This window comes from Paenibacillus periandrae (genome assembly GCF_022458865.1).
In the GTDB taxonomy this organism is placed as follows: Bacteria; Bacillota; Bacilli; order Paenibacillales; family NBRC-103111; genus Paenibacillus_S; species Paenibacillus_S periandrae.
On sequence record NZ_JAJNMU010000001.1, the window covers coordinates 361,692 to 382,643 of the forward strand.

20 protein-coding genes are annotated in these 20,952 nt (G+C 47.8%); 3 read left to right on the plus strand and 17 right to left on the minus strand.

Going from position 1 to position 20,952, the window contains the following annotated elements; all coding sequences use genetic code 11:
• Window positions 1-555: an NAD-dependent epimerase/dehydratase family protein gene (locus LRL21_RS01735; RefSeq protein ID WP_240414025.1), complete on the plus strand. Its 555-nt coding sequence runs from the start codon at window positions 1-3 to the stop codon at window positions 553-555.
• Window positions 519-851, plus strand: a complete 333-nt coding sequence (locus LRL21_RS01740) for an NAD-dependent epimerase/dehydratase family protein (protein WP_240414026.1) — start codon at window positions 519-521, stop codon at window positions 849-851. The genes LRL21_RS01735 and LRL21_RS01740 overlap by 37 nt, the downstream gene beginning before the upstream one ends.
• A 129-nt stretch (window positions 852-980) precedes the next feature.
• On the opposite strand, the gene LRL21_RS01745 is transcribed toward LRL21_RS01740, so the two are convergent.
• The 7 genes from LRL21_RS01745 to LRL21_RS01775 all read right to left on the minus strand — a co-directional run bounded on the left by LRL21_RS01745 (window position 981) and on the right by LRL21_RS01775 (window position 10,990).
• Window positions 981-2,228 (minus strand): sialidase family protein, encoded by a 1,248-nt coding sequence (locus LRL21_RS01745; protein ID WP_240414027.1) that lies wholly within the window; start codon window positions 2,226-2,228, stop codon window positions 981-983.
• A 39-nt stretch (window positions 2,229-2,267) separates the two neighbouring features.
• The gene (locus tag LRL21_RS01750) at window positions 2,268-3,812 is read right to left on the minus strand and encodes an extracellular solute-binding protein (RefSeq protein WP_240414028.1); all 1,545 of its coding nucleotides are present in this window, start codon (window positions 3,810-3,812) and stop codon (window positions 2,268-2,270) included.
• 89 nt (window positions 3,813-3,901) lie between these two features.
• Window positions 3,902-5,692 (minus strand): sensor histidine kinase, encoded by a 1,791-nt coding sequence (locus LRL21_RS01755; protein ID WP_240414029.1) that lies wholly within the window; start codon window positions 5,690-5,692, stop codon window positions 3,902-3,904.
• A complete protein-coding gene (locus tag LRL21_RS01760; RefSeq protein WP_240414030.1) occupies window positions 5,682-7,262 on the minus strand; it encodes a response regulator transcription factor in 1,581 nt (526 codons plus the stop codon). Before LRL21_RS01760 ends, LRL21_RS01755 begins: the two co-directional genes overlap by 11 nt.
• 203 nt (window positions 7,263-7,465) lie before the next feature.
• The gene (locus LRL21_RS01765) at window positions 7,466-8,272 is read right to left on the minus strand and encodes a M55 family metallopeptidase (protein ID WP_240414031.1); all 807 of its coding nucleotides are present in this window, start codon (window positions 8,270-8,272) and stop codon (window positions 7,466-7,468) included.
• A 40-nt stretch (window positions 8,273-8,312) separates the two neighbouring features.
• Entirely contained in the window at window positions 8,313-9,221 is a 909-nt protein-coding gene (locus tag LRL21_RS01770) for a sugar phosphate isomerase/epimerase family protein (protein WP_240414032.1), read from the minus strand.
• A gap of 29 nt (window positions 9,222-9,250) precedes the next feature.
• On the minus strand, window positions 9,251-10,990 hold the full coding sequence (locus LRL21_RS01775) for an exo-alpha-sialidase (protein WP_240414033.1): 1,740 nt from the start codon (window positions 10,988-10,990) through the stop codon (window positions 9,251-9,253).
• Between the two features lie 238 nt (window positions 10,991-11,228).
• Between LRL21_RS01775 and LRL21_RS01780 the strand changes: the two genes are divergently transcribed.
• Complete coding sequence (locus LRL21_RS01780) at window positions 11,229-11,435, plus strand: hypothetical protein (RefSeq protein ID WP_076227957.1); 207 nt, start codon at window positions 11,229-11,231, stop codon at window positions 11,433-11,435.
• Window positions 11,436-11,462: 27 nt separating this feature from the next.
• On the opposite strand, the gene LRL21_RS01785 is transcribed toward LRL21_RS01780, so the two are convergent.
• The 10 genes from LRL21_RS01785 to melA form a co-directional block, all read right to left on the minus strand.
• Window positions 11,463-12,161, minus strand: coding sequence for an AIM24 family protein (locus tag LRL21_RS01785; protein ID WP_240414034.1), 699 nt, complete (start codon window positions 12,159-12,161; stop codon window positions 11,463-11,465).
• Between the two features lie 25 nt (window positions 12,162-12,186).
• Window positions 12,187-12,654 (minus strand): DUF3450 domain-containing protein, encoded by a 468-nt coding sequence (locus tag LRL21_RS01790; protein ID WP_240414035.1) that lies wholly within the window; start codon window positions 12,652-12,654, stop codon window positions 12,187-12,189.
• 120 nt (window positions 12,655-12,774) lie between these two features.
• Window positions 12,775-13,725: a carbohydrate kinase family protein gene (locus LRL21_RS01795; protein WP_240414036.1), complete on the minus strand. Its 951-nt coding sequence runs from the start codon at window positions 13,723-13,725 to the stop codon at window positions 12,775-12,777.
• 95 nt (window positions 13,726-13,820) lie between these two features.
• Complete coding sequence (locus LRL21_RS01800) at window positions 13,821-15,398, minus strand: extracellular solute-binding protein (protein WP_240414037.1); 1,578 nt, start codon at window positions 15,396-15,398, stop codon at window positions 13,821-13,823.
• Between the two features lie 119 nt (window positions 15,399-15,517).
• Window positions 15,518-16,387, minus strand: coding sequence for a carbohydrate ABC transporter permease (locus LRL21_RS01805; RefSeq protein ID WP_240414038.1), 870 nt, complete (start codon window positions 16,385-16,387; stop codon window positions 15,518-15,520).
• Window positions 16,388-16,430: 43 nt separating this feature from the next.
• The gene (locus LRL21_RS01810) at window positions 16,431-17,381 is read right to left on the minus strand and encodes an ABC transporter permease (RefSeq protein WP_240414039.1); all 951 of its coding nucleotides are present in this window, start codon (window positions 17,379-17,381) and stop codon (window positions 16,431-16,433) included.
• Window positions 17,382-17,810: 429 nt separating this feature from the next.
• Entirely contained in the window at window positions 17,811-18,182 is a 372-nt protein-coding gene (locus LRL21_RS01815) for a hypothetical protein (protein WP_240414040.1), read from the minus strand.
• Between the two features lie 46 nt (window positions 18,183-18,228).
• Window positions 18,229-18,696 (minus strand): hypothetical protein, encoded by a 468-nt coding sequence (locus LRL21_RS01820; protein WP_240414041.1) that lies wholly within the window; start codon window positions 18,694-18,696, stop codon window positions 18,229-18,231.
• Window positions 18,697-19,134: 438 nt separating this feature from the next.
• The gene (locus tag LRL21_RS01825) at window positions 19,135-19,320 is read right to left on the minus strand and encodes a hypothetical protein (protein ID WP_240414042.1); all 186 of its coding nucleotides are present in this window, start codon (window positions 19,318-19,320) and stop codon (window positions 19,135-19,137) included.
• A gap of 12 nt (window positions 19,321-19,332) precedes the next feature.
• On the minus strand, window positions 19,333-20,802 hold the full coding sequence (melA, locus tag LRL21_RS01830) for an alpha-glucosidase/alpha-galactosidase (RefSeq protein WP_240414043.1): 1,470 nt from the start codon (window positions 20,800-20,802) through the stop codon (window positions 19,333-19,335).
• Window positions 20,803-20,952: the final 150 nt, after the last annotated feature.

Consider the following 20,952-nt stretch of genomic DNA (forward strand, 5'->3'; position numbering starts at 1 on the left):
GTGACGATATTACTAACTGGAGCAAGCGGATTTATCGGACAAAGGCTGGTCGAACGACTATCGACAGATGCTCATGAGGATGTCATCTGCCTGTCGCGAAGTCCAGTGAATCCTTCCGTCGCTGTTATCCGCGGGAACTATGACCGATTTGAAGATTTGCGGCTTCTGGACGAATTCAGCATCAGCACCGTTGTACATCTCGCCGCGGTTACCGGGGGCTGCAGCGAAGAAGACGGATTATCGGTCAACCTACTTGGCACAAGAAGACTGTACCGTTATTTGCTCGATCGGGGAGCGACCCGTTTTATTGGAGCCAGCTCGATCGCAGCAGTGGGCTGCCTGGATAACGAATTTCTTCCACAGCAGCTACCTATCCCTGATGATCACATCTGTCTGGCCAAGGATGCGTATGGTTTAAGCAAATTCATGTTGGAGCAGCTAACGTATTATTTGCAGCGAAACCATACAGATGCTACCTTTATTAACCTGCGATTGGGTAGTGTCGTGTCCGATGACAGTTGGACACCCCCCTCGTTACAGCAGCTACGAAATTAACCATACCGTTTGTCCGCTTAAGCCATATTTATGCAAGCGATGTTGTCGAAGCCATCGTTCATGCCATCCATGCCCCACTCCAAGCAGGAGCCTATACGTGGAATATGGTTGGTCCTGAAAGCAGCTGCAGCATTCCTACCATAGCTATGCTGAGCGCCATATTGGGAGAACGGGCGGAGCAATTCGATCTATCCTATTATGAACAGCCGGGCCATGCATACAAGCCTATTTTTTCAATGGAAAATGTGCAACGGGAGCTCGGCTTTGCACCGGGGAAATCGACAAGAGCTCAGTAGCCTATTCCTGCTGCAATTCGATCTGATACAATTCGAATGCGATCCGAACCTATAAGTTGGCTACAAGACAAATGCGGCTTGGCTCAGAGTAATGACTCTGTGCGGGCCGCATTTGTCGTTTAAAGAAACCTAATCAAGCTCATTCTCCAGCCAGGCTTCTGTCACATATTTCCCTAACAAATAATATTTGCGGTCGGGGTACCAGAGCACCGTTTTCCCATTAAATTGCGTCAAGCTGGGGTAGGTGGCAATCTCGCTTGTACCCTTGGGTCCTATCGTTAAACCGTCTGTATCCACAAACAGTTTAGGTTTCCCGAACCAGAGCGGCTGAAGGGCTCCTTCAACATAACGCCCGCAGCTCAGGTAAGCGGGACGACGGTTATGAAGCGCATGATGCGGACCGTATTCCCCCAGATTTCCATCATTATTGTGAAATACAAGCACGAACCGGCCATCCTGGAGCGGATATACGGGACATGAAGCAATAGGTTGGCGAATGGGCTCGCCATCATCACGATAACGAAGCATTTGTGGAGTGGTCCAGCTGTCTCCATCATCACTCGAAACCGAATACCAGATAAATCCTGTAAACGTTCGCATTACGCAAAATAAACGACCATCGGGAAGCAGAACAAGGCTTGGCTCCTGTGCGACGGAGATCTCGGGCTTTTCGGGAAAAGGCACTGCAAGTCCCTCGTTGCCTTGGGGAAGCCAGGTGATCTTCAACCGTTCGGGGTCCGGTCCTTCGTCGATATTGTCAAATCGCATGAACAGGGCGCGAGAATCCTTGCTGTACCAGCCAACCTTGGGGACATCGTAGACTTCACGGCTGCTCCACTGTGTATACCCTGTCATCCAGCGGCCCTGACTGTCGCGAATCGGCTTCTGCCAACCGATCCAGTTGCGCGGCACCGTAGGATCAGGATGATCATACCGGTTCCGATCCATCGGAATATCAGTGCCCGTTATCCATGTATATCCATCATCATCTGAATACACGCAGCCCATCGTACCGGTCGTCTGTGAATCCAAGTCATGAATGCCGATATCTTTCGTATAAAAGATATACATACGCCCCTGCTCCGATACAACAGGAAAGCCCCAGCTTGCCTGTCCGCCTCTCTCGCCCCGACGCGCTCCGGCTACATAAACCGGCTCCGACCATTCAAGCTGATCCTTACTCCGTGACAGAACCAGATGGTTGTCACCGTGTCCCTCCACAGAGCTTTGTGTCCATAATGCCAGCCATTCGCCCTTGGGACTTTCAAATACGAGAAAATGCTCATTATCTCCGGTGTACGCATCCTCCTTGGGCACAAAAACCGTTATATCGGGATTGCTTCTTTTCCATTCATCCACTTGTATCTCAGGTTTCATCGTCATCTTCTTGTGTTCCTTCCTTTCCACAGAAAACCTTTACGGTTTTCGCATATAGGTGAAGCTGGGTTCCGACTTATCCTTCTGCAAACGATTGACTTCCTCGGTGACCTGATCGCCTCCGGACTTTTTCCATTTGCCGACCATTTCATCAAATGTTGCATCCACGTCCAGCTTCGATTCCAAAAGCATTCGAGTATACCCTTCTTCAATAATTTGACGAAGAATCGCTGATTTCTCCTGAAGCGACGGGATCACCACATTAGGACGAAGGTAATCATACATAATGTTCTTCTCATACGTGTCGAGCTTGTGCATCATGTAATCAGCCATATCTCTGGGTACGAATTTGGTATATTTCTCCGGGTCGGTAAACAGCCATTCCGGCTGCAGCAGCTCAAGTCCAACGTTCGTGCTGTATTGGGGATCTTTTTTTTCATTGTCAAAAGGAAGCTTGACCCCGTTATCGATCCGATACGTTTTGCCCTCCACGCCGTATTGAATAAGGTCATATCCACCTGTAATCTGATACTCCAGATAACGAAGCGCAGCCTCCGGGTTCTTGGAACGACTGGAAATTTGATTTGTCCGGTTAATCGGCGTGGCCGGAAGATTGATGCTCAGGACATTCCCCTTATGATGAATCGGGTCCAAAATTTCTGTCTTTAATGACGGCATCACGGCAAGCTGCCGATAATCACCAATATTCAGAAGAAGCACACCCACCTTGCCCGACTTGAACTTGTCGATTCCGATTGTTTTGCCAACCAGAAAGTCGGGATCCATCAGCCCCTGCTGACGCAATGTACGCAGAAATTTCAGAGCCTCCTTGACTCCAGGCTGGACCAAACCATATTGAAGCTGATTGGCATCCGTACTTGCGGGAGACCATCCGGGATTGACCCCGAATAATGAAAATAACCCGTTCAGATTGGAAATCTGATTGTCCTTAAAGGTAAGGGGTATCGTATCATTCACCCCGTTGCCATCAGGATCCTGGTCGCGAAAGGCGATCAATACCTCAACCAGCCCATCGAGCGTTGTCGGTGTTTTCAAACAGAGCTTGTCGAGCCAGTCCTTGCGAATTACGATACCTTGCCCTCCACGATCCCGCATCCAGGGAACTCCATAAATATGACCGTCCGTCGGATTGCGCATATACTCCCAGGTCTGTGCGCTAAACGCCTGCTTCAGCTTAGGAAATTTGGGCAGTAAATCATCCAGCGGCAAAAACACACCCTGATCGATCAATGCATTATGCTCGGGATCATTTGGACTGTACGTATTCACAATGTCTGGAATATCACCACCCGCCATTTTAACGGAAAGCCTTGTCTTGTATTCACTATAAGGGGGTGTTTCATAGGTAACCTCCACATGCGTTTCCTTCTCCAGCAGCTTCTCAAGCTCCGAGTCCGGATGATAGATATGTCCCGGAAACAGCGGTTTGATCACGGTGAGCTTAGGAATCGGCTCCATCTGATTATCCTTACTGTCCGCTTGATTACTGCCCTCACTGCATCCGGTCAGGGCTATCCAAACCAGCAGTGCCACCATAGCTCTGAATGTGATGTTATTGCTCAAACCGGTAACCCCCTTATAAGGTACAGGGCCCAACTCACCCTGATTCTAATCCTTCCCACCACAGACCGAAAGATGGTTTATTTAATGTTTCACCGTGCTTTATACAGTTCATGTTGGTTTTCCTGTTCCTCATGCCCGATAACGGGATGGACCAGTGTGACCTTGCAGCCGCCTCCAGCCCGATTTTCCATATAAATACCATAGCCCTCGTCTGCTCCAAACCGCAGCTTCAATCTTCTGTCCGCATTGTATAGACCGACACCTGATTCCTGATTGCCTCCGGACTGCTCGATGAGTGCAAAATGCGCCGACAAATCCTGCTCGCTGCCTGCTCCGTTATCCTCCACACAGCAAATCAGGCGGCTGCCGGATTGGTACACCGATACGATAATTTTTCCAGTACCCTCCTTCATCTTCTTGACCGCATGCTTGATGGCATTCTCCACAAGCGGCTGTACGGTAAGCTTCATAAATGGAAAATGAAGAATATTCGGCTGCACCTGAAAAAAGACAGCGAATGCATCGTGATTCCGCTGCAGCTCGATGCTCAAATAATTGCGTACATGCTGGATCTCTCGCTCCACCGTCGTCAGTTCTTCTCCATTGTTAATACTGAAACGGAGCAAATTGGAAAGTGCCGTAACCATATTTACGATTGCCGGCTCTTGGGCCTTCTCGGCTTTCCATTTGATCGTATCCATCGTATTGTACAAAAAGTGCGGGTTCATTTGATGAATCAGCGTCCGTATTTCCAGACGTCTTTTTTCCTCTTCAAACTGCTTGGTTTTGCCAATCAGCTCGATCATCCCTGTAATCATTGAATTATAGCCACGAATCAACTGTCCAATCTCATCTGTTCGTTTGCTGTAGCTGTCAAAATACACAAGCTCCCCCAGCAAAATGCGGCGCATATGGCGGACCAGCGATTTTATCGGAATCGTTATTTTACGCACGATAATTAATAGAAGAATGCTCATAACTGATATGCCTGACACGACCAGTATCCAGGTAAACTGCTTAATGTTCTCAATAGGACCCATCAGCTCAGAGACCGGAATCAATGCGGTAATGCTCCAGCCTGCCGTTCCAAGCGTCTTGGCGGCCTCATAATAGTCGGTACCCTGAATTCTGGTCTGAAGCACCGAGGTATTCGTCTTCACTGTGCTCGGTGTTATAGCCAGATCTGCGCTTTCCTTTTGATTCGATCTGGTTGCTACGATCCTGCCTGCATCATTGACCATATAGAAGCTCAGCTGCTCCAGACGCTCGGGAATGATCAGCTGGTTAGCCAGCAGAAAGCTCGGAACCCGAATCGTAAGCACACCAAGCGGCTGCAGCTGAGGGAAGTCGCGAATCGCCCGGACATACAGCAAATCCGTAGTACGCTCCCCATTCACGGAATAAACATGCCAGTATCCGCGCCCCTCCATTTGCAGAGCCTGCTTGAACCACGGTTCCTCTCCCGTAATACCGCCCGCATAATTCGGGTATTTGGCAGGCTGCTTGGGATAAATGTTCAGCTCGTACTCGCCCTTAAGCTCATCCAGCACCGGATTCATCAGTCTTATAAAATCAAATTCATTGAGCAGGCTGTCCGGAGCAGGCTCTCTGAGCAGCGCCTTCACTTTATCTGATTCCAGTACCTTCTCCGAGCGTTGTTCAATTCTGGTCATCAGGGTATCCACCCGTTGGGCATTGTGCTGCAAATTATCAAGTAGGAACGCATTCGTCACGTTACGGATTTGCTCGCTTGAATTGCTGAACGACAAATATCCCAGCAGTATGGTTGGGATTGTCACGACGGATAGAAGCAGCAGACTGATTTTGGCATATAAATTCAGGTTGATCATGGCTGTTGGCACACTCCGTTCATTTGCCATACCGGTATTCTTTGGGTGACATCCCCGTTCGTTTTTTAAATATTTTCCCGAAATGCTGCAGGTCCAAATATCCGATTTTTGAAGCGATTTCATATATTTTCAGATTGGATTCACGAAGCAGTCTTCTCGCCTTCTCCATACGCAGCTCAATCACGTAATCGGAAAAGGTTTGGCCTGTTTCCTTCTTGAACAAATGACTCAGCCATACCGGATGAATCGCAAGCTTATCGGCAATGCCCTGGAGCGTAATATCTTTATCAAATTCCTCACCTATCATGACCTTGGCCTGCTCAATAATCGCATTGCCTGTTCCGGATATCTGAGAGGTTATTTTATCAGACAAGTCTTGAAAATAGGCACACAGCTCGTGCTTGACCGAATCTATTGATTCGTAGCGTTCGAGACGTTCCCACAGAGATAAAGATATTTGATCCAGATAAATGCCTGACTTTTCATTGACTAGCGTTTGAATATCCATAATCCAGTCCAGGCAGCTTTGGGCCAGCTGCTTGCGATGAATAAGCTGCGTTAACCGGACGATGCTTTCCACCTTGTCCCGAACCGCTCGGACCATGCCGTCACGGTCACCGGAGATCAGCGCAGCAGCGCACCGTTCATTGACATCCGCCGTTGTACGTTCCGACAGGCCATCCTCCATCTCCTGATAGTAAAGCTCCGGCTTACGGTTGGCAGCCGCCCAGCGAAGTGATTGATTGGACTGCTCATAGGCGTCAAATAAAGCCTGAAACGAAAACATCGTGCCGCTGACGCCAAAATGCAGCTCGTGCCGCTGGTACTTGCGGACATTGTGGCGAATGGCCTCCATCATCTCCTCCAGATCGGGATAAGCGGTTATTACGATCCAGCGGTTATGGACGTTTTTCAGCAGATAGGAGGAATGGAACTTCTCCATCGTCTCTCCGGCTATGTTGCCGATAGAAAACAGCTGCAGCTCCATATCCTTATCGCTTTCCGGTACCTCACCGCTAACGCCAAAGGCCATCAGATGATAGGAGGAGGTCGTCAGCCAGGTTAAATTCCACAGCTGCAGACGGTGGTAAATATGCTCCTGCAGCTGTGTTTTTTTGGTACAAAAGCTCAGTATGTATTGGTCCATCAGCATCCGGGTACCCATCTGCGCATGCTCGATCCGATGCTGCATTTCGAACCGCTGCCGCTCCTCCTCATGGATCATTGCCACAATTTTGAGCAGCTTTAGCTTGAATTCAGCTTTATCGAAAGGCTTGAGCACATAATCAAGCGCACCTAACTGCAAGCTCCGCTGTGCATAGGAAAATTCATTATAACTGCTGATCACGACAACCTTGGGCTCGTAATCGGAGATTTGCATCACTTCATCCAGCAGCTCCAGACCTGACAATCGCGGAAGTACAATATCCGTTACTATAATCCGCGGAAACAACGTACGGATCATCTCTCTGGCATCCTCCGCATTGCCGATTGCGTAGATATGACCGATTGAGGGGTCAAGCTGTTGAAGGGAAGTGCGAATACCTTCCAGTACCTCACCCTCGTCTTCGATGATCAAAATATCTATCGATGGATTCAATACGGTCGCCTCCCTTCGGTACCACAACGAGTGTTTTAGATCTATTATAATCGATACACATACGATCATGTTTAAAAATCGATCTTTCAGTGAACGGCTCGATAACCTCATACAGCCGTGTATGTCATTGTACCAAGGCTCAGGTACAAACAATACACGGCTGCATATATTTTTGAGGGGGGTTACTTAAGCTGCCGAAGCCATCAATCGGATTTGGCAATCAAATATTGGTTCCAGGCCTCCAGCACGGTGTCACCGGTGAGAACCATCCGGTCTGCTTCGATGAAAGCAGAAGCCAGTCTGACTCTAAGCTTATCCAGTAAAGCTCCCTGCTTGAACTGCATATCCAGTTCAATCGGTCCGGCGATAGTATAGGGTGTCAGCCTCTTCGCTGCCGTGGCGCATTCCATCGCACCGGCTTTCAGCAGAGCTGCTGTCCGCGAAGGCGGATAGCAGGCGGCAGCGGTGTCGCCAAGCGACTGCTTGACACTAACCGTAACCGTACCCGGCAGCAGCGACTCCGTCTCCTTTACACCCTCTGAATCTGCCGTAACCATAACGAGAGGCACGCCTGCCTCGCCTGCCATTAATGCTTCCAGTCCGATCTCGCCTACAACAACACCATTTACGCTCATTCTGATGATATCATGCTCATAGTTATGATTGAGCAGCGCCCCCGGCATCGAAGCCTTCGCATGAAGGCCGAGAAGAATCATCCCATCGAAGCTGCCATCCAGATAGGCAAGGTTCTCGGGCCCGTAATGAGGCTTGCCGCATATTGCGGTAACCCTCGGGTCCAGCTGGAACAGATCGACATTCGTACCGTAAAAATGAATATCATACAACCATACCTCATCCTCTTCGGCTTGCAAGAGGCCCTCCAGCACAGCTGCCAGATCATGCTTCAGCATTTGCAGGCCAAACGCATAGTCTTCGGCGCCAGGCACGACCTGCTTCATATTGACGACACCTGTCAAGCCTTCCATATCCACACGAATCATCCATTTCATCCGCTTAATCCTCCCCTTGTTCATTCAGCCTTGATGCACCTCAAAGCGTCTTCCAGGCCTCGCGCAGCTTGGCAAGAAAAACATCCACACTTTCCCGTTCACTTTTCCCAGGGTAAGGCCTCATTTCAAAAGTCACTGAAGGCCGGTCCTCTCCACCCAGATAGCCGGATGCGAACAAGGCTTTTAGAAATTCAACCAGTTCCACTACATCATGCTCGCCATCCTCGTAGCCCCATGGCGGGTGCATGTCCCCATATAACGGATTGGCAGGATTGCTCATCACACAGCTGCCGAGATGTACGTGCCTGATATAGGATTGCGAATCCTTCACAGCCTGAGCGAAGGTTTCGTTCATCAAGGGAATATGTCCCATGTCGATCAGCAGTCCGATGTTCCCATAGCCCTGAGCTCGAACCTGTCTGACAACCTCAGCCGCTTCACGAGTTGATCCGATCAGCAGATTTTTCCCGATGGAGCGATCAAACGGCTCAATAAGCAGCTCGATCTCGGGGACACGCGCACACAGTGCAGCTACGTATTCAACGAAATAAGCGGTTTGCTCGGCAATTAACGCTTCTCCCGGATTCGGTCCACTCGCAATAACGGCCTTGCGTGCTCCGATATCTAACCCTCTTCGCAAATGCTTGATTACCGCCTCCACGGTCTCCATCCGTATGGCCCGGTCAGGGCTGTTCGGATTCAGCCTGGGTCCGTTCATCAGTGGGCAGTTATACACAGGCTCTTTGCCGCTGGCATGCACCAACGGAATTTCTTCTTCGGCGGCTTCATCGGACTCGGGAATGAACATATCAATGACCTCGAACTCGGGATAAGCCAGCACCTCCCTGATCGTGCGTCGATGCTCGGCTGCCGACTCAAGGGTTGCCGGAAACAGCAAATGATGATTTAAACCAAGCTTTATATATTTTTTCCATGGCTCCTCGTTCATACGGGATCTGCCTTCCTTTCTTCCTTGGATTATTGTGGCGTCAAGCCGAAACGGTAATTTCCAACTGCCTCAGAGGTCAGCAAATAGCGGTCATAGATACGAAACGATCCGATCAGACCCTCCCAATCCGCTCCTAGCAGTGTCTGACGACTTCCGTTGATATCCTGAATATGTGGCGAGAACCGCCCCCAGCCAAACTGCCGCTGCTTGCCGCCGTCCGCCAGCTCACCGTTGATCACAAACGTAATGATTTTGGGACCTCCATCTACGTTCACCACAATATGCTGCCAGGCGTTGGATTGCAGCAGTCCTTCTTCGGACTCCCAGGAAGATTCACTTCTGCCGTCATTCAACGTCAAACGAATCGTTCCCTGCTCGGTCATAGCTACGGCTATTCCTTTGCCATCCCGTCTCCTCGTATCCAACAGGCTTCCTGCAGCTCCACGGCTTCCATGATAAATCCATAGATCAAGCGCAAATCCGCCTCCGGCTGCAAGGTTTGGCAGCTCTGGAAGCTCCACAAGCGCGTTTGTTCCTGTCGTTGACGGCTTCACGACCTCGAAAACCAAACCCCGCTCGGATCGCTCGTCATTGTCATGCTGGTTCCACATAGCCTCTAATAATGCGGCATCAACTTCATGGATGCGTGCAATCGTTTTTTGCGTTTCCGAGATGAAATATTTGCCTTCTTGCTCAATAAAGTCGGGATAACTGATACGTGTCCGCGGTTCATCATCATATAACACGATTTCCGGCTGCGACCAATGAATGTACCCATCCTTTTCGATTCCACCGCACATCCAGACGGGATTGCGATCCTGATAAGCAAGCGATGGGGTTGCCCGATTGTCCGTACCATGATTGTGAAACCAGAGCGTGTATTTGCCATTGCTGTACCTGTGCACAAAATTAGCGGCTCGCGGATGCTTGATCTTCCGGCCACCCGGACTATACTCAGCATAATCAGGACTTGTCCACGTATGACCTCCATCACGGCTGTAGGCCTGACCATTATGACCCTCAACCGTACGATACGTGCAGTACAAGCTGCCATCACTCAGTCCGACCAGATTATGCTCATCCGCTACTTTACCCAAAGGCGCCTTAATCCCCTGATCTCCGTCAGGAAGCGTTTCCCATTTAATTCGTTCAGGAGACGACTCCGTTAAAATATTGCTGCTTTTTACAAAAATCCCCTCTGAAGATGCCATAAATCCATCACCAAAGCTGCCCACCTTGGCCAACCCCATATAGACCGAATCCTCATGAATGATCGGCTTGCCTACTCCCCAGAAAAACTGCACCTTGCCCTCATAAGGGTTATCACGGTCGATCTGCATATTCCGAATCGGCACCTGATACCGATCCTGCGACCACGAACGTCCGCCGTCATCGGAATATTTAAACATCAGGTCACCTAATGTGTCTACGCGGGATATGTGGGAACCACTATCCGAAATAACCTCGCTCCTGTTGCTGCTATTATACGTATAAAACGCGTAAATCCGTCCACTCGGTACAATAAGCGGCATGACCCAGGAAGCCTCGGGGCCATCGGCCGGTTCGATATCGGTAAGCTCCGACCAAGTCTGACCCTGGTCCTTGCTGATTGCAGAGACCACATGCTGTCCCCGCTCTCCCTCAACACCGGCTCCAGTCGTCATCACGCATACCCAATCTCCGCTTGCCGTGATCACGATATAGGGCTGATCACAATAATGCTCGCGGGGAATTTCAAGACCCCATTTAATATTCCGCACATCTTTCATTGGATTGTTAACATTTGCAGACATCTCAACCACCCTTTTCAGTCATATTGCGTGCTCAAAAAACAGCTCTTTGAACAACCTTTACTATTGGTTCCGTTTTATCATAGCGGATATCGCTCCAGGTTAAGATAGGTCTAACTTAAGGTTTAACCTGCCTGATTTAACTTGTTGGGTGAAATGTCTGCTTTGCCTTCTTTCCGACTTTAGGGTACACTGAACTAGGAAGGATGTGAGGTCCATGTTAAAAGAATTTCTCAATCAAAAGGTCACGATACTTTTCATTGATGGCGGAAGTATTGCCAATGGGACGCTTATTGAGATGGATGAACGCTTTGTGAAGTATCAATCTCCCCATAGCATCAATATCATTCCGATCACTTCAATTAAAACCGTATCTCTCCAAACAGAAGAAAAACCCCATGCGACTGTACGAGGTTTTGTGTAAGCTCTGAAGCCACTTCGGTGGCTTATTTCATTTGATAAAGATCCCTCCGAACGGAATCACTTCTCGAAGTACCCGACGAATCAGACTGTCACCTTGCATATGCTCATCCAGCTGCTTGTCAGGCTTGCAGGGCTGCAGCAGTACGGAACCCGTGCCCTTTAGCTCCCAATGATAATTCATATGCTGGCTGGCCAACGTATTTCCATATACACAAGGCTTAAGCTCAATGTGCTGTGGGTAAGCAACTAGACAGTTCACATCGACAAACAACGGGTTATCCGGGTGAAGCTCCACCTGATAAAGCGGTCCTGACGTTAGCAATCCCAGGTTTCCCGGTCCTTGAAACCTCATTTTCACCAAATCACGTGTCATGATCGCATTACGAATGGTTTGAATATGTGTGCGAAAGGTCATCCCCTCCATATAAAACAACACATGCTTGAATTCAAACAGCAGATCGTCATCCTCTTTAATAGCAACCATTCCCAGGCTATAGCCCTCGGGCAGACCCAGCATACAACGTGATGGACCACTGATCCGTGATTGAATGAATCTTTTTTTGCGGTACATATTGGACAGCTTCATAAAGGAATCCTCACGCAAGGAAGGCTGGCCTTGAAAAGCAACAATTTGATTGGGATGCATCACATGGACGGCTTCTCCCTTATCCATCGTAAGCACTGCCAGCCGGGTCCTTTGTTCAGCCTGCTCAAAAGAAATGTCCATTGTACCTCCCACAAATTACCATTTTCTATTTACGTAAACTGCGCTTTTGCCGCTTCCAGACCGCTACACGTATTAACCGACCGGATACAAAATAGCCTGCGATCAATGCTACAGCTGTCGCTCCCATCCAGAACAGCTTACGGTTGCGCGCTTCCTTGTCCAGCTTGTCCTGTTCCGCTGACTGAATAGCTCTTTGTAAAGCTTCATTTTGCTCCAGCAGCTGTTTGTTCTGGGCCAGCAGCCTCTCTTCCATTTCTTTCGAGCGTGCTATCGTTTCAGTCAGTTTATCCTTCTGTTCGTCGAACTTTTTGACTTGCTCCTGAAGCTGCTGCTTCGTGGATTCGTATTCCTTCTCAATGATCTCCACCTGCTCCGGCAGCTTGTAAATATCCTTCACCCGATCAAAAAATCCGGCATGTACAGTAGATAGCGGTTGTACGAGCATCATGATCACAGCTGCAGCGAGCAGCACCCTTCCCACATTTCTCTTCATCGCTTCTCCACCTCCACCAGATCGACATCTATCTTCATTTTACTTCATATTTTGCGGGATGCAAATGGTAGACTATGTCCGTTGATGGATGCTAGATTGCGATGAACAAAAAAAGACTGCTTATTTTACAAGCAGTCTCTGGAAATATTCGTCTTTACCCGTTCTAGCTTTTAAATCGGGGCAGTTGTTTTCCTGCGATTCTATTGTCCAGCCCGCAACCTTGGTACCGCACACGACTGCTTCCTTGAGACTCATGCCCCGCACTAATCCCATAATAGTTCCGGAAAAGAAAGCATCTCCAGCACCGCTGGAATCGACAACCTTAACCGGGAAAACTGGCTGATGACCTTGCTCCTTGCTAACGGAGTCATAATACACGGAGCCATGCTCCCCCAAAGTGATAACCATCGAGCGCAGTCCAGCAGCATCTACAAAAGGAACCAATTCCTGCAGCATTTCGTCCGGGTTAGTCGTACCTATACTCTTTTCAAAAAGCCGCTCAGCTTCCACCTCATTGCAGATAAAGCATTCCAGCTGCTTGAGCAAACCTCTGTTTTTAAGTACAACATCCAAGTTTCCGGGAATTCCGTAAACAGGCTTGTTTTGTTGTACAGCCATCGAAATAACTGAGCTGCTAATCTGTTCATTCAGGTCAAGCTCCAAAGCGATATGGGATGAGCGTTCCACAATTTCCTGTCTGGATTCGGCAAACACGCTTTCTAATGCTTGAAGATCTGGCATCTGCGAAATCGATCCGGCCAAATCCCCGTTCTCATCCAACACAGCGAGCCACATGCCCATTCCTTGATTCGCCGGCTTCAAAAAGTCGGTATTCACTTGAACATCCTGAAGACGTTGTTTAATTTCGAGACCTAATCCGGAATGATCCAAAGTAGATACAAATGCCGTATTTAACTCCAGATTCGCAAGATTCTCGGCTACATTGCGGCCTACGCCACCATGCACAAATTCGATATTACCCAAGTTTCTTCCTTGCGGAATATAATTTTGTTTGGCAAAACCTTTACAATCCACGAATACGGTACCTACGACGGTTACAAAATTTTTCATATGCAGCTCCTTAACAGCTGTGATTGGCTTAGGAGTCTATTATATTATGATTTTGTAAAAGTGGCTATGAATTCTTTAAAGTTTAACAAATCAACCTACTTCTTTTTAAAGGTATAGCTTGGTGCGGATTTATCCTTTTGCAGCTTGTTGACTTCTTCAGTAACCTTATCGCCACCAGCCGCTTTCCATTTGGCAATAGTATCCTCGAAGGTTTTGTTCGCGTCCACAGAGGTATCCAGCAATACTTTACTGTAGCCCTCGGTAAGAATTTGCGTCTGCTGCACGGAGGTTTCCGTACGGTAAGGGAAATCTACATTCGGACGAAGATAATCATACACACTGTTTTTCTCGTATTCGTCAAGCTTCTTGATGATGTACTGGGCAATATCCTTGGAAACAAATTTCGTATATTTTTCCGTATCGACGAACAGCCATTCCGGCTGCAGCAGCTCCAAGCCTACATTAGTATTGTACTGCTTATCCTTCTTGTCGTCTGCAAAAGGGGTTTTAATGCCATTGACGATACTGTAAGTTTTACCTTCAACCCCATATTGAATATAGTCAAAGCCATCTGTAATCTGGTATTCGAGGTAACGCAGTGCCGCTTCCGGGTTTTTGGACTTGGCTGAGATTTGGTTCGTTCGTGAAATCGGTATGGCAGGCATCGCCAGCCCCCATTTCTTTCCGTTATGCTCGATTGGATCAAGAATTTCCGCTTTCATGTTGGGCAGCACAGCAAGCTGCCTATAGTCACCGAGGCCTGTTAAGAGCACACCCACCTGCCCGGATTTAAATTTGTCAAAGCCGATCGTTTTGCCGACCAGAAAATCCTGATCCAACAGCCCCTCCTGTCTTAAATCCCGAATAAACTTCAATGTATCCAGCACGCCCGGCTGGGTAATACCATTGACCAGTTTATTGTTATCTTTCGGATCAGGAGACCAGCCCGGATTGACACCGAACAACGGAAGCAGCGCATACACGTTCAACAGCTGATTGTCTTTAAATGCGAGTGGAATCGTGTCCTGCTTGCCATTGCCGTCAGGATCCTTATCGCGGAACGCTTTAAGTACATCTACAAGCTCTGTTAAAGTTTTGGGTTCCTTCAAGCCCAATTTGTCCAACCAATCTTTACGGATGACAATCCCTGTACCCCCACGGTCCCGCAGCCAAGGTACTCCATAGATTTTGCCGTCTGCGGGATTTTTGAGCATGTTCCATATGGAATCACTGAAGGAAGCCTTCAGCTTCGGAAATTTGGGCAGTAAATCATCGAGGGATCTGAACGCCCCCTGAGCGATCAGCGCATTGTGCTCGGTGTCACCTGGAGAAAACGTATTGACGATATCGGGAATATCCCCTCCAGCGAGTTTGACGTTAATCGCGGTCTTGTACTCCGTGCTCGGTGGAGTCTCATAAGTAACCTCGACATTGGCTCCCTTCTCAACCAGCTTCTCCAGCTCGGAATCAGGGTAATAAATGTGTCCCGGATATAAGGGCTTGATAACTGAAATTTTGGCTGGTGCTGTGCTTGCAGGTGCTGCAGTCGGTGACCCGGCAGGTGTATTTGCAGCTGAGCCAGCAGGGGCCTTCGTTTCTTGTGCCGTACAGCCGTACAGTAATGAGGATGCGACCACTCCGGTCATAAATACAGGTAATGATTTACGAATCAATGGTAAGACCTCCCTTTTCATTTGCTTGCGTTTACTGACGATTACACGATTAATGGTAGCTGCATAAATGGTATTTGATAATAAGACTGCTTTAATGTTTCACCCTGCTCTGTTAAGTTTCATCCTTTCACAGCACCCATCACGATACCTTTCACAAAATGCCTTTGTAAAAACGGATACACCAGCACGATCGGCAAGGTAGCAAAAATAATCGCGGCCGCTTGCACATTGGCAGGCTCGACCTTCATTTGCTCCGTATCCGCTCCCGCCAAATTCGTAAAGTTGCCGTCGAACACAATGACCTTCAACAGTACCTGCAAGGGCCATTTACGTGAATCCGTAATATAAAAGACGCCTTTAAAAAACTCATTCCAATGCGCAACTCCATAAAATAAGCCAATTGTAGCGATCGCTGGCAGCGACAGAGGGATTAATATTTTCCAAATAAAGGTAAACTCATTGCAGCCATCCATCTTGGAGGATTCTTCGATCTCCTCAGGTAAATCCATAAAAAAATTGCGCATCAGGATCAGATTGAACGCACTGACAAGACCAGGAATGATCATCGCCCATATGCTGTTCAGCAGCCCCAGGTTTTTGATATTGAGGTAACCCGGGATAATCCCGGCATTAAAATTCATGACAACAATAATCAGAATCATAAAGATCTTCAACCCCGGCAAATTCCGTTTGGATAGGGCAAATGCCGCCGTAATCGTAAATACCAGATTCAAAAATGTCCCTACCACCGTAATCGTAACCGTTATCAGGAACGCTCTGACCAGCGCCGGTGTTGAAAAAATATATTGATACGCGCTGAGCGTAATGTCTTTCGGATGCAGCATAATGCTCGATTGATGAATAGCTATGGGGTCACTGAATGAAACCGAGAACACATGCACGACCGGCAGCAGCGTGACGATACAGAACAGAACAAGTACAGCGTGAATCAAAACGTCCGTGAGTACATTGCGCTCACTTTTGACCATGGGAAACCTCCTTTTTATTCAGTCTTCTAGCAGTTATTTATGCTTACCAGATCGAACGTTGATCAAATCTCCGCAGCAGCCAATTTGCGCTTACAATCAGAACAAAGCCAATGACACCCTTAAATAAACCGACTGCTGTTGCGACACTGAACTGGCCTTTTTCCAGACCCATCCGATACACATACGTATCGATAATATCGCCTACCTCGTATACAGTCGGATTCATCAGCACGAAGATTTGCTCAAAGCCGGCATCCAGCAAATGGCTTAAATTAATAATCAGCATCAGCGATATCGTCGGCAGTATGCCGGGCAGCGTGACATGCAGCATCTGCTGGAACTTGCCCGCTCCATCGACCTTGGCCGAATGGTACAGCTCGGGATTGACACCCGCCAGTGCCGCGAGGTAAATAATCGCACTCCAGCCAAAATCCTTTAAAATACCGGTAACGACCAAAATCGGCCTAAAAAACTGCTGATCCACCAAAAAATTGACCGGAGCCATGCCGAAAGCCTTCAACATGGCATTAATGACCCCCGAGGGAGTCAAAAAGGTAACGACAATCCCACCGAACACCACCCAGGATAAAAAATGAGGAAAGTACGTAATCGTCTGTACCGAGCGTTTGAATACAACCGAACGCACCTCATTTAACAGCAAGGCAAACAGGATCGGAACCGGAAAGCCAAAGCCGAGCTTGTACAGGCTGATCAACAGCGTGTTTCTCAGCAGCCGATAAAAATCCGGGTTCTCCATCAACCGTTCAAAATGCCTTAGCCCCACCCAAGGGCTATCAGCAATTCCGACAAACGGCGAGAAGTTTTTGAAAGCGATTGTCAGCCCGTAGTAGGGCACAATACTGAACAGAAAAAAATAAGCAATCGACGGCAGCAGCAGTACATACAGCCATTTGTATGCTTTGATTCTGTGCCACTTCGTGTGTTTTGCGGCTGATTGCCTCTGCCAGGGCAAGGACGCCTGCTGTTTGGACATGGGTTCCCTCCTAAAAGTTTTCGCCAGAAAACTGACTTCGTAAGCATTTGCTGAGTTTTCGTCAGAAAACTGACTTCGTAAGCCGTTCACGCTCTTCATTTATCTTACCGAATAGAAAAGAATTAAAGGATAGGGCTGAGTTAATATTTAACAGGGGTATGTTAGGGTATATATTTCTCGAATCCCAGCTTTTAAGACTCTTCACGAAGGGACAAATGTTCAAATGCTGTACATCGGTCCCTATTCGACTTTTACCGAACCGCAAACGTTATCGCAGATTCGTACATTTTTGGCATTCAATAAGACAGACTGTGGAACCCATGAAGCATTACACAACAACAAAGAAACCCGAATCAGGTCGGCCTCCAGTTGGAAGTCTACATGCTTCGGGATTCTTATTACTTCTATTTTAGCTGATTATTCGAGCTGTTAGCGATTTATTCGCGGGAAATCATAGAGGACAGCGCCCTTCTCCGAAACACGGAGATTGATGTATTTGAGCTTAACAAAGGAATCAAGCACGATCTCCGATTCCTCCAGTGAAAGATCGGTATTCATCGAAACCTCAGGAATCGTCAATGTGCCTCCCTTTGCGTGGGCCAGCTCTAATAGCTGCGCTTCTAAGCCTGCGGTCAAGGACCTTCGGCTATAGAGAGCTTTTTCAAGTTTACTGTATAAAATGGTTACCACAGCAAATAAAGGACCACTCATCATTAAAGTCAACAATATAACAGCTATAATGGATCCAAGGGCATCACCTGCTGCTGAGGATGTTTTGCTGGCCAAATGGAATACATACATATCGATTCTCCTTTCTCTAACAAACTAACAAGCCTATCCTTCAAGCTTACTCGTCCAATAAATCGCTAAGGGGTCTGGCCGTCACCTTCTCATACTCGGTAAGCATACCTGGAAAATAATAGAGGGCAGCGCCGTTACGATCCTTGATTTGTGCATGGCCCCTTCTTACGAAGGATTCCAGTGCTCTTTCCGATATTTCAGTTGACAGCTTCGTGTGATATGCGGTCTCTACGATACTTAGGGTTCCACCACGCTCTGCTGCCAAATTCAAAATTTGTCTTTCGATAACCTGCCCTACACTTTGTTCTGTTAGCCTTCTCGGGCGCTCTTTTGGTGAGTGCTGTAAAGTTTTCCCGTCATTTCTTTTCAGCTGAGCCAGTCTGTAAATCAAATAAATCAAAGCAATAAGCAGCAGCGCGTTTAAACAGCTTCCACCTATCAGTATGGACTTTACTTCCGTATCAGACATGGACGATGCCTTTGCCGTTGTTGCGGTTAACACTAATAATGACACTTTTCCAATCCCCCCTATATGTATAACGCTACACTTAAAAAAACACGTAAGGATTGTTGAAAATATCCTATGATTCCACAAATATTGAATAAGCTACAGACCAAATGAGATCGGTGCCACGACCATTACAAAAACAACGTAATTGTCAGCATAGGGTCTGCCGCATAATTTTTCTCGAATTTGCTGATTTAAATAATCATTTCGATAACCCAAAGAGGATTAATGCACCTTCACTTATCTTCCGATTCAAAGTCATAATTACAAACTCACTCCTTCTCCTGCTTAAAAATGGGTCTCATTCCCTATTATCCATAAAACATGAATTTCTGTCTACGACAAATCCTGAGTGCCTCTGACAAAAACCGCGGCAAACAAACAAGGCCGCATGAGGATAAGCACCCCATACAGCCCTTGCAAATTCATTTAATTAACATCAAGCTATTTCAAAATCCCCTTCTCCTTCAACAACTTGGCAGCATGCTCCAGATAAGCATCATTTTTAAAGGTTGCATTCAAGGTCCCCAGGAATTGGTCATACTCCGTCAAAGGACGTTTTCCATGAATGAACTTAATGATTTCGTCCTTCGTAAACCGATAGTACTCCAGCTCCTTACGTCCCGCCATTTGGTAATTTCCTTAAGAATCCTTATATCCGACAGACAAACGCTCTTCCGTATTCACGATTACCTGCTCACCACGCAGAGCAGGAGGCAGCCAGCCGTCAGCAGACTTGCTGATCTTGTAAAACGATTCCGGCTGCGGGATATCCGGCCAGGTCGCGCCTTCACCGTTAAATTGCGGCAGCCATGGAGCCAGAGCGTCAAACATCTCATCGCACATATCCCATACCTGCTGTGTCGTACATTGCGCAGCGGTTAGAGGATCATGCAAAATAGCCAGCTTCACGAGCTCACGGTTTCCGGTAAGAGCGGCTTCGACTGCCATCTCCTGAACGCTAATGCTCGTACGGCATGTTGCCGCACACTGCAAGGGCAGATCGCCTACCCAGGCAACATTAATGCCATTGCGATCCACATAACAAGGGATTTCAATCGTAGAACCATCGGGCAGGTTGGTGATAAATCCTCTGTTCTCGATATTGAAATGGCCACGGTAGGTTTTGCCTGTCTCCAGTGCCTCGATAATATAGGAGCCATGCTCGTCGGAACGCTCCCCAAGCTTGATATATTCAGCTTCACCGCTCATCCATTTTGGATACATCTCGAGATATTCATCACGCTTGGAAATACAGTGGTTTAAATAACCTGCGGTTCTGCCGCCGATCCATTCGCCTTTATAAATCCACTTGTCGATCTCTTCCTTGTTCTTGCGGTACCATGGCAAATATTCGCTTAGATGTCCATTGGATTCCGTTGAATAATAGCCGAAGCGCTTCAGTACATCAATCCGACAAGGCTCACGCTCGGACAGCTCGGGATGCTTCTCAAATGCCTCCAGCAAATAAGGCGTCATATCCCTTCCTTCATGCGTAACCTGAATGTACCAGGTTTGATGGTTGATGCCCGCACATATAAAATCAACCTCCTCACGCGGCAGTCCAAGCGCTCTCGCGATTTGCTTATGGCCACCCTGCACACCATGACATAAGCCAACAACGTTAATGCCGCCTGCACGCCGCAGTGCCCATGTGTTCATCGCCATCGGATTCGAGTAGTTCAGCAGCAGTGCATTGGGCGCGGTTTCACGCATATCCTTGGCAATCCCGAGCAGCACCGGTATCGTCCGTAGGGCAAAAAACACACCGCCCGGTCCAAGCGTATCACCGACACATTGATCAACGCCATATTTGAGTGGAATCTCTACATCATGATGAAACGCTTCCAAACCACCGACACGCGCCATACAAATGACGTAATCTGCACCGGCTATGGCTTCCCTTTGATTCGTCGTTTCCACAATCGTCGCAGCGAGGCTGTTCTTTCCAATTAAGTTACGGCACAGGTCTGAGACCATCCGCAGATTGTCTGCGTTAATATCCATCAGCCGAAACTCGGTATCCCTGAACTTCTCTACAGATAAAATATCCATCATTAATCTACGGGTAAAGCCAACACTTCCGGCACCAATCATAGCTACCTTCAACATGGTTACATCCTCCTGATTCCTCATCAATCTAATAAATTGCTTCCTTTATCTAAAATAAAGTATTATAGAAACAATGACAATGGTAATAAACTGCTTTCCATAGGTAATATATTGCTGCATAGGATTATGATTTCAGATCGATGAAAAGAG